Genomic DNA, 13,875 nt, shown 5'->3' on the forward strand with positions numbered 1-13,875 from the left:
AATGGAAATCCTTACACAACAGATGACGATCAAGATGGTATTCCTAATTATTTAGACAATACGAACGGAAATTATCAGGTAACAGGCCCCATTGCTATAGAAAATTATGTATCTTTAACGGGTGACAAGCGTTATGAGTTAGCGAACCATTTAGGCAATGTATTAGTCGTTATCAGCGATAAGAAGATCCCTGCTTTACTTCATGGATCACTTCTTAACTTTAACGCAGACGTTCTTAGTTATAGTGATTATTATCCTTTTGGTCAGTTACTGCCTAACAGACATGCAAGCTCACAATCATATCGTTACGGTTATCAGGGTTCTGAAAAAGATGATGAAATCAAGGGTGAAGGGAATTCGATTAACTATGAGTATAGAATGCATGACCCGAGAGTCGGAAGGTTTTTTGCTGTGGATCCGTTAACTCATAATTATCCTCACTATACTCCATATTCTTTTAGTGGCAATAAAGTTATAGCTTTTATTGAATTAGAGGGGTTAGAAGAACACGAGGCAACTTATGACCGTATGACTAGAAATATGCTCAATGAAAGAAATATTCAATATAACAAAGGAGATTTAAGAAAAGGAGGCAAAATTCTTTTATTAAGTGAGGCAGCTGTTGTTGACGCTATATTTTTTAGAGGAATGGGTTTTAGGCTTTTAACAGGAGGATCTTTTATAGAGGCAATCAATGGAACAGAAAGAGGTTATGATGCTCGGGCTGATGGGAATGAAGAAGAAGCACAAAGGAGGTTTAAAAATGCTGGCGAAGCTAGCAAATTGGCTATTTTAGAAGGAGTTGGATTTGTTGCGGGTCAAGGAATCTCTAAAATCTATAATTTTACTAAGACTTCTGTAGATGCTTCTACAAAATTGAAAGCTATTAGAGAAGCATTTAGAATCGGAAAAGGTAGGAATATTGCTTGGGCTGAAGTTAAAATTGGAAAAGAGCCAATTGAGGAAATTATTGCTCATTCGGGGCAAAACTCAGCAAAAGGGACTGTTGAAACACCAAGTATATCTAGAACATTTAGAACAAATGTTGTTAATAATAATTCTTATGATTCTGAAATAAAGATTTTAGAAAAATTTGCTCAAAAATATAAAAATAATCCAACAGTAAAAGGAGAAATTAGGATATTTTCAGAAAGAGAGTATTGTGATTCTTGTAGAGATGCTCTTTTTAAGCAATTTAATGAAAAATTTCCTAATGTAGAAATAAAAGTTGGTGCTGATGGTATAAAATAATTAAAATATGTCTATAATTAGGATAATAAAAAAGATTGAAGAATTAGGTTATAAAATAGAAGGTATTAATGAGGAAGAGATAAATGCAATTGAAAAATACTACAATGTTTATTTACCTTCTGATTATAAGTTTTTCTTAAATAAAATGGGAAAAACAGGAGGGGGATTTTTAAGAGGAGAAGATTGTTTTTATGATAGAATTTTTGAATTGAGAGAATATGCAAATGAATTATTATCAGATGATAATAGTGAATTTAAACTTAGAAAAGAACATTTCGTTTTTTACTCTCATCAAGGTTATATTTTTGCTTTTTTAGATACTCTCTTAAAGGAAAATTCTCCAATATATTATTATTTTGAGGGAGACCTAGAACCAAAAATTAAGTACGATTCTTTGGCTTCCTTTTTAGAAGATAATCTAAATAGGGTAGTGGGTCAAAAAAGCACCTATGATGAATAATGATGATTTGTTATTTATAATCATGGTAGTATGGTAATTGAAAAACAGTGTTTAGTATACAATCTAAATGCTGTTTTTTGTTATACTTATCTATGGTTTTAAAAAGGGATAGTTTGTTAAAAGGCATAAAATAAGGATGTTGTTTTCTTTCGTGTAGTAAATTAGGGCATGGAAAAATGTATTGCCTCATATAAAATGACAATTCAATAGTTTTCTAAGAAAATTCAATTAGTACAATCAATATGGAGTATAGCGCCTTCGAATCGAAATTAGATTTAGAACAATATATTATTAAAAACTTTAATTATGATGTGATTTCTAAAATGACATTTGATGATTATAAGAAGAAAGTATATCATTTTTTCACTGAGTTGAATAAATTGAAAGAAAATGGATTAAAAAAAGGAGATATTGAAGATTTCCTCAGTAATCATTATAGTTCTGTTATTGATGTATCTGATGATGATGATATTTTGTTTGAAAGAAGGTTTACAATCATCATTGAAGAACTAGTTGAATTTTGTCCAGCCCCCTTTTTTTGGGATATTGAATTCTCTGATTATAAGAAAAAATTAGATATTTATTTTGAAAGTTATTGGTTAAAGCAAGTCACACCTGATAGTAGTAGTGGGTAATTACAAAATGATGTAAAGTAGTAAACTAAGGACATGGAAAAAATACATTGTATAATTTGTAGAAATCGTGTTGTTAAAAATGGTTTTCAAAGTGGAAAACAACGTTATAAATGTACTTCGTGTAATAAAAAGTTTATTTTGAAATTTAGCTATCAAGCCTATAAAGAAGATACAAATAATTTAATTGCCTCCTTATTAAAGGAAGGTTGTGGAATAAGAAGCATATCTCGAATATTAAAGATTTCGACTAAGACTGTTTTAACAAGAATGTTAAAAATTAGCAAACAAGTAAAAGTTCCATATTTTAATTCGAAGGGATGCAAATTTGAAATGGATGAAATTTGGAGTTTTGTTGGGAAAAAAAGTAATGTCAATTGGATAACCTATGTTATTGAAAGAGATTCTAAAACCGTTATAGATTTTATTGTCGGAGCTAAAACAAAAGAAAACATAAAACCACTAGTTGATAAATTATTATTGTTAAGCCCTAATAAAATTTACACCGATAAACTAAATATTTATCCAAGTTTAATACCTGAAAAGATTCATAAACGCTTTCAATATTGTACAAATAAAATAGAACGAAATAATCTCACATTAAGGACACATGTGAAAAGATTAAACAGAAAAACAATTTGTTTTTCAAAAGAAAAAGAAATATCTCGAGGCTCATTTAAAAATTTACTTTTGGGAATGATTTTTCTTAAAAAGTATAATAAAATAAAATCATCAGAATTCTTTTGTAAGTTCCGAAAATAGGATTTAACTCCAAGTTAGGTTCCAACCTTTTTTAAAAATAGAAGCAAATAAATGGGTTGAATTTAAAAAGATAAATTTTTTTACAAAACCACTCTTTTTGTAAATATTTAAAAATCAGTTTCTTATTTTTTTTTGTGAGAAAATAACATTTTTTTTACACAAAATGTGCGATAAAAATTTGTTTAAAATTTTAAAATAAATATTTTTGTTTTTATAATTTTTTTAACAAAAATAATCTTGTTTAAAATTATTAATAAATAATCATAACATTTATATTTTTAATTTAAAGAGAAATAACTCATTTTTTTTAATTTAAAGTGTAAGTTATAATGATTTGCTTTATTTTTTTAAAATAATTCTTCTTTATATAGGAAAGATTAAAAGATCATGAAAATAAAAAGTGCATTTTTTGAAATCTACAAAGTCTTTTTAAAGATAGTAGATATGGAGTAGAAATTTGTTTATAACAATAATTAAAAAGAACAGTTCATAAAATTCAGTTTAAAGACCTCTTACAGAAACACAATTATGAAACAAATCAGAACCAGTAAATTTTCTAAACTAGTAGCTTATTATTTAGCTATGATGATGTTTTTACAAATTACGCAACCTATACAAGCATATGCTTTGACAGAAGGGCCTTCTCAGCCGGAATTTAATGCTTTTACGCCTATAGGTACTTCAGACATGGTAGATTTAGCAAGTGGAGATTTTAATTATAACATTCCTGTAATGGATGTTGGAGGATATCCGATCAACTTAGCATATAATTCAGGAGTAACAATGGATCAAGAAGCTTCATGGGTAGGTTTAGGCTGGAATTTGAATATAGGTCAAATAAATAGACAAATGAGAGGAATTCCTGATGATTTTGATGGAGATGTTATGACCTATGAAAATAATATGAAAGATAATATCACTGTCGGGGCTAATTATGGAATACAAGCTGCGGTTTTTGGTTTCGGAGAGGCAAATGAGCCTCCTCAATTAAAATTGTCAACAGGCTTAGGAGTAAAATACAATAATTATGACGGGATAGGATTTTCAGTAACAGGAGGACTAAGCTTTGACATTAGTAAATCTTTAAGTGTAGGTATGCAGATGGAGTCTTCAGTTCAGGATGGTGTTTCAGCATCGCCATATGCTTCTTTTTCTGGAAAAATGGGAAGTAAAAAGTTGTCAGACTATAACCTTGGGGCTTCTGTCGGAGTTTCTTATAACAGTAGAAAAGGAGTGGAATCAATGACCTTTTCTCCTAGTGTGAAAAGGAATTTACAAACCAAATGGGCCAAAAGTGAAAATAATCCTAATGGAAATAAAACGGTTTCAACAGGAGGTAGTATTTCATTTAATCCGGATGCTACATTTACTCCTTCAAAAAGAGTAGGAATGAAGTCCTCAAACTATATGTTCAACATGGATATTGGTGGGAATATATGGGGATTTGAGCCAGGTACAAAATTTTCAGGATTCAGAACAAAACAAGGAATTGATGATTCTGAAAAAGTAAAGACAGAGAAAGCTTTTGGATATGAACACACATATGGTGCTTCCGAAAAAGATATACTGGATTTTAATAGAGAGAAGGATAGAGCAGTAACACGAAATTCAACAGTGTTGCCAATGACAAACTACACGTATGATATTTATAACATTCAAGGTCAAGGAATAGGAGGGACTTTCAGACCTTATAGCGGACAAGTAGGATATGTCTTCGATAATTATATAGAAGATAAAAGTACAGGAGGAAATTTAGGAATTGAAATTGGAATAGGAGCAAGTCAAGATTGGGGTTTTAATGCTACGGTGACTTCTGCAAATAGTAGCACACGATTATGGAGTCAAGGAAATCAGGCATTACCAAGATTCAAAGAGAAAGCAGATAATGCTCCTGATTACGAAAAAATTTATTTTAAAAATATTGGAGGAACACATGTAGATACTGAATTATCCATATTGAATGATGATTTAGGAAAATATAAAGCAATTAAATTTTCGTTGGCAGGAGGGAAATTCGGTAGAAACACTTCTAGAGAATACTACAGTTATAATGCAAATACAGGAACAAATATAGTTGGTGGAACAGGAAAAATAATACGAACTGAAAGAGTAAGGCGAGGACAAACAATTCAAAAACTTACTTTAGCAGAAGCTAAAAAATTTGGATATAGCAAGCAATTCAGTACGTATGCAAAAGACCACCATACAGCAGAAATAAGAGTGCTGAAAGAAGGAGGAGAACGATATGTTTTTGGAAGAGCATTATACAACACTATAAAAAAAGAAGTGACTTTTGACGTGTCGGGAAGAGCTAGCGATTGTGCTACAGGTTTGGTAAACTATTCAGGAAGTGACAATACAATTAACAACAATAGAGATGGGGATCAATATTTCAATAGAATTACTACACCCGCTTATGCACATACATATCTTTTGACAGAAGTTCTGTCTTCTGATTATCAGGATGTTGATGGCGTTTCCGGGCCTTCTGATGGAGATTTGGGAACTTATACCAAGTTTACATATGAAGATCAGACAGGAAATAATCTTTATAAATGGAGAATTCCGTTTGAATCCAATAAAGCAAATTATGATGAAGGGCTAAAATCTAATTCTAAAGATGATAAAGGAAATTATTTGTACGGAGAAAAAGAACTGGCATATATCAAAAAAATAGAAACAAAAACGCATATTGCCATTTTTGAATTGTCAGAAAGAAAAGATGCTTTCGGAGTAACTGGTGAAAACGGAGGTTTAGGAAATAATTCCAAATCCTACAAATTAGATAAAATTTATCTGTACTCTAAGCCGGAATACCAAGAATTCGGGAGTAATGCAAAACCTATAAAAGTAGCACATTTTGTTTATGATTATTCTTTGTGTCCCGGAATCCAAAATAGTTTGAATTATGAAAATTTTAAAGTGAATCCTAACACTCCGGATTCGGGAAAACTAACACTTAAAAAAGTATACTTCACTTATAGAGATTCTAACATGGGGAAATATACCCCCTATGAATTCAACTATCAGAATAACTACAAGTATGATATGAAGGCATACGACATTTGGGGAAATTACAAACCAACTCCTGATAATGTTAGTTGTAAACCTTTTAATTCATATCAAGATATGTCAAATGCAGAATTCCCTTATGTTGATCAAACAAATAGGGCTTTAGCAGATGAATATACCACAGCATGGCATTTAAATAGCATAGACTTACCCTCAGGAGGAACAATAGAGATAAACTATGAAGCAGATGACTATGCCTTTGTACAAGATAAAGAAGCTATGCAGATGTTTAAAATTATTGGAGCAGGTAACGGTAGTTTTAATCAAGAAGTTATTTCCAATCGACTTTTTGATAACTATTTCTTATACATTGAAATACCTTCAAGTATGTCTGTACAAGAATTTAAAGAACAATATATAAGGAATTTAATTAATGATCCGGTTTATTTCAGGTTCCTTCTAAATATGTCAGATCCTAATCCGCTTCCCGGAGCAAACCCTTCAGATAAATACGATTATGTTACAGGCTATTTAGAACTGGCAAATGAATTTAGAATAGGAAGTCTTAGCGGAAGTAATCAAAATCTAGCCGCAATCCGGATAAAATCCGTAAATAAAGGAGATGGATTAAACAGCTCTAAACAAGTAAATCCAATATCAAAAGCCGGTTGGTGTTTTGGTCGATCTTACTTAAATAGATTAGTTTATGGAATCACAAATGAAATAGACTCTAATAATCTTCAAAGTGTTGTGATGGAGCTTGTAGGAACCATTCCTTCTGTATTACAAATCTTTCAGAGTCCAAATGGTAGATTGGAAGACAAGGGAATAGCAAGTCGGTTCATTACAGATAAATCATGGATCCGATTAATGCATCCGAAAAAAAATAAAATAGGAGGAGGAAGCAGAGTTAAAGAAGTAAAGCTTCATGACAAGTGGGACGTGATGACAGATCATGAAGATGATGTTGCTTATGTACAGTTTTATGGACAACAGTACTCTTATAAGACAGTAGATGGAAATACTTCAGGAGTAGCAACATACGAACCATTGGGAGGAAAAGAAAATCCTTTAGTAAAACCTTTTTATGATAAAAATGATCCAGGGTTATTGCTGGGACCAGATCAACAAAATTACGTAGAAGAACCTTTAGGAGAGTCGTTTTTTCCTTCTCCTAAAATAACATATAGTAGAGTTGAGGTGAAAAATCTGTCCAGAGAGAAAACCGTTACAGAAGGCTCTGTAACAAAAAATTATATTGTGAAGAAACATGCTACGGGTAAAGTTGTAACTGAGTTTTTTACGTCTAAAGATTACCCTACCGTTGTGGATTATACTCCGATATCATCTCATTATGACAAATCTCCTTTAGGAAGTTTACTCAGAATTAATGATAAACAACATCTTACAATGTCTCAGGGATTTAGTGTTCACACAAACGATATGGATGGTAAAATGAAGAGTCAACGAGTGTATGCAGAAGGACAAACAGCAGCTATTTCAGGAGTTGATTATAAATACTTTGATAACACTTCAAATACTAAAGAAAACGGATTATTAAATAATGAAGTGTTAACTATTGATAAAGAAGGATATGTAAAGAAAAATATAGTAGGAGTTGATTATGATGTAATAAATGATTTTAGACAAAACAAATCAGTGAGTCAAACTCCTGGTATTCGTTTTAATAGTGAAGGATTACCTTTAGCATTGATTTATTTAGTTGTTCCCACACCACTTCCAACATATTCCAGACATGAAGAAATGTTGAAAACAGCAGCAACCACAAAAGTGGTGCATTCATCAGGAATATTAAGAGAAACAATCGCTTATGATGCAGGAGCGGTAGTGTCGACTAAAAATCTAGCTTGGGATGCAGAAACAGGACAAGTTTTGCTAACTGAAACTGTAAATGAATATAATGATAACTATTTTAGTTTTAATTACCCTGCTTATTGGTCAAGTGATTATAAAGGGATGGGAGAAGCAGCAGTAAATCTTGACTTAGCATGGGAAATAAAACAAATATCAAACGGGAATTATGCATTAAATAACTTTGAGAATCAGAATATTGATAAGTACCTGCTTTCGGGAGATGAAATCTGGATAACACAAAATAGGGTAAATGGTTATGTAGAGCCTATAATCGGAGACAGACCAAGACCTTTTAAAGCATGGGTATATGAAGTGTCAAGCAATGGTATGATTAAACTTTTAGATGAAGAAGGAATTCGTGTAGATCAATATAAAGTAACCAATGGATCATTTAAAATAATTCGTTCCGGTTATAGAAATATGCAGGAAGCTAGTATGGCAACTGTAACCTCTATGGTAAATCCATTGTATAAGAATGGACAATTAGTACAAAACATTTCAAATGATGTTAACAATCCTTTATATCAAACATCATTTACAAATGATAAATGGAAAGAATATAGAATTATAAATTCATCAGCTATTGAATATTCAAATTTCTGGGCAGGACAATGTGAATGTAATTTACCGAGTATAGAAGTTGATGAGAATGGGAATTTGGTTTTAAACATAGAACCCATTAATTATAATGATTTAGATTTTGATGTTGTAGGTTTTATGGAGCAAGCGTACAATCCGTATGTATACAATATACTAGGAAACTGGAGAGCAAAAAAATCATATGCTTATCTCACAGGAAGATACCATTCGGAACATGTTACGCCTCGTATATCCGGATTCTATGAAGATTTTTACCCTTATTATAAGTTAGATGGCAGTAAAAAATGGGTGAAAAACACAACCTATCTAAATAAATGGACCTTTGCTTCAGAAGTTACACAGTATAATCCTTATGGACAAGAAGTAGAGAATAGAGATGCTCTTAATAGATATTCTTCTGCTTTGTATGGATATAATTATAGATTCCCTTTAGCAGTAGCATCTAATACCAAATACAGAGAACTAGGATATGATGGTTTTGAGGATTATGATTTTTCAACATGTGATTCTTTATCTCATTTTGGTTTTGAAGGAAGTTTAGATGCTAATAATATAAAAGTATCTAACAGTTACTCCCACACAGGAAGAAAAAGTTTACGTGTTGCACCATCATCTGACGAAAATGGAAGAAGTGCATTATTATCGAAAAAAATAATTTCTTGCGGAGCCAATGCGACAACAACAAAACAAGGAAAAGCTAAACGAACTATTAAATAATATGATGAAAATGAAAAAAAATAAAATAATTGTTTTAGTAAGTTTTATCTGTTTATTTACAATTAACAGTTTGTTCGCACAGCATCTTTCTGATCAAGAAATAGGTTTAAATGTTGAGAGAATTACAAAAAGATTAAAAGAGAAAAAACTTAACGAAGAAGAAATAAAAATTGAAATTAATCAATTAAGAGAAATTTATACGACTCAATACGTAGAGCAACAAAGATTGCAAGAAGAATTGTTTAAAAAAGATTTTAATAATAATGGTGAAAGTTACCAAAGAAATATCAATACAATTAATTCAATTGTTCCCCAAGCGGAAAGGGATGCTTTAATAGCATTATATAATGCTACTGATGGTAATAATTGGACAAATACAATTAATGGTCAAGGAGTTTGGCCAGTTAATGACCCTTCTGTTGAAGTTGAATCTTGGAATTCATCTACAAATACAGGGTGGTATGGGGTTACGGTTTCTAACGGGCATGTAGTGGCAATAGCTTTAAATGGGGTAAACGGAACAATTTCAAACTTATCTGCATTGACTTATTTAGAAAGTTTGTCATTAACAACATTAACGTCTACTCAAACTTTGTCTGGAAGTTTAGATGGATTACAAAATTTATCCAATTTAAGATTTTTGAACATTTCTGCGAATTATCAAAATAATTTTAATTCAATAATACCGATCTGTGGATTACTGAATTTAGAGACACTCTATTTAAGTGGAAGTAATTTTAACCAAGAGCTGCCTATTGAGTTTTTTAATTTAACTAATTTAAAAAAATTAAGATTGTCCGGTTGTAACTTCACTCTTGCTTTGCAAAATGTAGGAACTTATTTGACGAATTTAGAAGAATTATGGCTTTCTGGTAATTTTCAAGAGACTTCAATTCCTGCGTCATTTTTAAACTTAACAAATCTTAAAAAAATATACCTTGGTATTGATAATTTATCAGGAGGTTTAAATGTTATAGGTAATTTAATATATCTAACACACATTAAATTTTATAGTTGTAATTTTAGTGGGGCATTACCTAGTAATTTTGCAAATCTTCAAAATTTACAATTTATAAATTTTGATTTTAATCATGTAACGGATATTTCTCCATTATGTAATGTTACATCTTTAAAATATCTAAGTTTTAATTATAATGAAATTGATCAATTTCCCACAAACTTCAACAACCTTTCTAATTTAAAATACATTGGTCTGTCTGCAAATAATTTAGAAGGAAATATTCCGACCTATTTTACAAATATGGTTATATCTACTTTATTCATAACAGGAAATGATTTAGAAGGAGTTATACCACCATTAACATTTGATGGGACTTTAGGTTATATGTTTTTAAGTGAATCAATAACAGCTGTTGGTACTTTTGGTATTTCAAGACTGTTTTATCTAGGGGGAAATAAGTTTACATTTAAGGATTTTGAAGCTCAAGCATCATATTATGAATCATTCATTCAAAACTATTTTTTATATGCTCCCCAAGCCAAAACAGATTCAATTGTTAATGAAAATGCTTCAGTCGGTTCATCCTATACGATGACCATGCATGAAAATGGAAATTATTCTTCTGTAGAAGAATACCAATGGTATAAAGGAACCTATCCTAGTGGCATTGCTATTTCAGGAGCAACTTCAAGACAATATATTATAGGTTCTGTTTCTACTTCAGATACAGGAAGTTACTATTGCTTATCAACTCATCCGGACATAACAATTTCATCAAATAATAGTAAAAATTTAGTTTTACAAAGAGAACAAATTAATTTAAGTGTAGCTGATTCATCATGTACTGTTTCTAATCCTAATTCTAATTATGTACAAGGATTATTGGTAGATTTATTAGCGCATCTAATACAAAGAAAGCAGAATGGTGATCCGGACTCTGCAATAGAAGGGTCTACACCTGTTGAATTGATTGCTTTAGCTCCTTATATTACAGACCCGAATCCGGTAGGAATTTATAATTTTCATTCTGCTGTAACTCCAACCGGAGTAGTTGATATTATACAATTTTCATTTTCCTTAAATCATACTGTTGATGTTCTTCTGGATAGTGAAGCCTATGTATCGACTGGTCTTAATAATTTAAATTCGAATAATTTTCAATTTGATTTGTCAGAATATGATAATGCAGAAGATGGAATAGAATTTTATACAGAGCCATATTCATATGGAGATTTTCATATAAAAGGAATAGGACTAAAGCATATAGAATTCTGTCCGGATGAATTAGTTTCATGTACCGCATCTAATCCTAATTCTGATACAGTAAAGCAATTGTTTATAAACCTTGTTAATCACTTAATAACGCAAAACAGCCTTCCTAACGGATATACTTGTCAAGAATTAACGTTGTTAGCTCCTTATGTACAACCTGATAGCCCGGTAGCGATTTATAATTTTACAAATACAGGTTACTATTTAAGGTTTTCTTTTGCTGACCATGGAAGTAATTTTGATGTCCAAATCCCATATAATGGTAGTACAGTAGTAGGTATCGATTTACTTAATTATACTTCGTATGACGAATCAATTCAAATTAATACTTATCTGAGCAATGGACAAATAGATACTTCTAAAGGATCTGTTAAGCATATAGAATTTTGTCCTAATGAGTTAGCAGGTTCTTGTACTGCAACAAACCCTAATTCAGCCATAGTAAAACAGTTGTTTATAGACCTAGTTAACCGTTTAATAGCACAAAATAGCCTTCCTAATGGGTTCAGTTGTCAGGAATTAACGTTGTTAGCTCCTTATGTACAACCTGATGATCCGGTGGCGATTTATAACTTTATAAACACGGGCGACTATATACGATTTTCATTTGCTAATCATGGAAGAGATTTTGATGTTCAAATTCCATATTATGGAAGTACAGTAGTAGATATTGATTTACTTAATTATATTTCATATAATGAATTCTTTCAAATCAATACCTATCTAAGTAATGGAGAAATTGATACTTCTAAAGGATTTGTCAAGCATATAGAATTTTGTCCTGATGAATTATATTGTAAACATCATGTAGCTATTGTTATTGACGAGTCTGGTTCAATTGACCTTTATGAAGCTCAGAATGTGAAGAAGCAACTTAAGTCTTTTATTGATAAGCAATTATATGATAATGACAACTTAGGGACAAATATGTATGTTTCCTTTATTGGATTATCAGATTCGGATACTAACTCTAGAACAAGTGGAATTGCTAATGGAGGTAATAATATTCTGAACCAAAAAGTGTCATCAACAAACATTCAGCAATTCTATAGTTGGATATCAGGATATAGATCGGGGAGAGTTTCTCCTAGCTCAGATTACTGGAAGAGTGGACTTGATGTTGCTTTAACTACAGATGCTGAATTAGTTATTTTAATTACAGATGGATCTCAGACTAGTAATACTCAGGGACTTTTTAATACTGTAAGAAGTTTTAATAATAACAACGGAGGTAATGGAAATTTAAATGCACCTCATTTGTACGTGATAGGTATAGAAGATGGCTTTTATGTAGACGATCCTTCCAGTGCAAGTAGTGCTTATAATAGAATATCGGATCCTAATTTGAATCCGGAATTAAGACAAAGTCAAAATTCAATTAATGGTAGAGTTACATCATATTTAAGAAAATCTTTAAAATACTTAATGGGCTACCTAAATACAGATTTTCCTGTTGAAGATAAATATAAAATACATTATAATCTGAATGGACAAATGGTAGATTATTATGGGGATGAAGATTTTAGATTTCTTATGTTGGAACCTAACTATATTTCTAATGCACTTGTGGATGATCCAGACGTACAGTATGATGATAATTATGCTTTGAGTTGTGGAAATATTATTCCGTTGGAAAATTGTAATAATTGTATCAACTTCCAATTAGATAAAGGAAAAGAATATATTTTAAGTGCTTGGGTAAAAGAAGAACAAAATTTACAAGTTAAGAGTTTTGATAACCCCAGAATTTTTATAAACTTTTTAGATATAAACGGAAATAGAATACTTAGTCCTAATGATCCTTATGACCCTGGTATTTCAGGAAGTATCCCTTGGCCTTACTATGCAGAAGGAAAAACAAAAGGAGATATTATTGATGGCTGGCAAAGAATATTTCAAAAATTTATTGTGCCAACAAATGCGGTGTATATCAATGTCGAATTGATTAATAAAAGCCAAAATATACCTGCCTATTTTGATGATGTTAGAATTCATCCAAAAGAAGGAAGTATGAAGTCTTTTGTTTATGATCCGGAAACTTTTCGTTTGATGTCAGAATTGGATGAAAATAACTATTCAACTTTTTATGAATATGATAAAGAAGGGGGATTGATAAGAGTTAAGAAAGAAACGTCAAAAGGCGTAAAAACAATTCAAGAAACACGTTCAGGTAATGTGATAAAATTGAATTAAATAAAAGAAAATGTATAAGTCACTCTAATTAATCTAAAAGGCTATTGATGTTTTTTAAATAGATGAGGATTTGATGTAAATAAATGCTTTTTAAAGGTGATTCAGTTATCATATACAAAAGAATTATAATGGTTGCTCTT

At 31.0% G+C, this 13,875-nt stretch carries 5 protein-coding genes and 1 pseudogene; all 6 read left to right on the forward strand.

Features of this window, described 5'->3' with window-relative positions:
- A partial coding sequence (locus ACUSJC_RS16150) for a deaminase domain-containing protein (RefSeq protein WP_449270601.1) occupies positions 1-1,251 on the forward strand: 1,251 nt, incomplete at its 5' end.
- 7 nt (positions 1,252-1,258) lie between these two features.
- Entirely contained in the window at positions 1,259-1,711 is a 453-nt protein-coding gene (locus ACUSJC_RS16155; RefSeq protein ID WP_449270602.1) for an SMI1/KNR4 family protein, read from the forward strand.
- Positions 1,712-1,953: 242 nt separating this feature from the next.
- Positions 1,954-2,346, forward strand: a complete 393-nt coding sequence (locus ACUSJC_RS16160) for a hypothetical protein (protein WP_449270603.1) — start codon at positions 1,954-1,956, stop codon at positions 2,344-2,346.
- Between the two features lie 33 nt (positions 2,347-2,379).
- Positions 2,380-3,043: pseudogene (locus tag ACUSJC_RS16165) on the forward strand (IS1 family transposase).
- A gap of 590 nt (positions 3,044-3,633) precedes the next feature.
- Positions 3,634-9,309 (forward strand): hypothetical protein, encoded by a 5,676-nt coding sequence (locus ACUSJC_RS16170; protein WP_449270604.1) that lies wholly within the window; start codon positions 3,634-3,636, stop codon positions 9,307-9,309.
- 10 nt (positions 9,310-9,319) lie between these two features.
- Positions 9,320-13,735: a hypothetical protein gene (locus ACUSJC_RS16175; protein ID WP_449270605.1), complete on the forward strand. Its 4,416-nt coding sequence runs from the start codon at positions 9,320-9,322 to the stop codon at positions 13,733-13,735.
- The last annotated feature ends 140 nt before the right edge of the window (positions 13,736-13,875 follow it).

The organism is Flavobacterium sp. U410, assembly GCF_053570605.1.

Bases quoted from the DNA above. Each gene is read 5' to 3' on its own strand.
- ACUSJC_RS16175 (WP_449270605.1), top strand. From the start codon at position 9,320: ATGAAAAAAAATAAAATAATTGTTTTAGTAAGTTTTATCTGTTTATTT.
- ACUSJC_RS16160 (WP_449270603.1), top strand. From the start codon at position 1,954: ATGGAGTATAGCGCCTTCGAATCGAAATTAGATTTAGAACAATATATT.
- ACUSJC_RS16170 (WP_449270604.1), top strand. From the start codon at position 3,634: ATGAAACAAATCAGAACCAGTAAATTTTCTAAACTAGTAGCTTATTAT.
- ACUSJC_RS16155 (WP_449270602.1), top strand. From the start codon at position 1,259: ATGTCTATAATTAGGATAATAAAAAAGATTGAAGAATTAGGTTATAAA.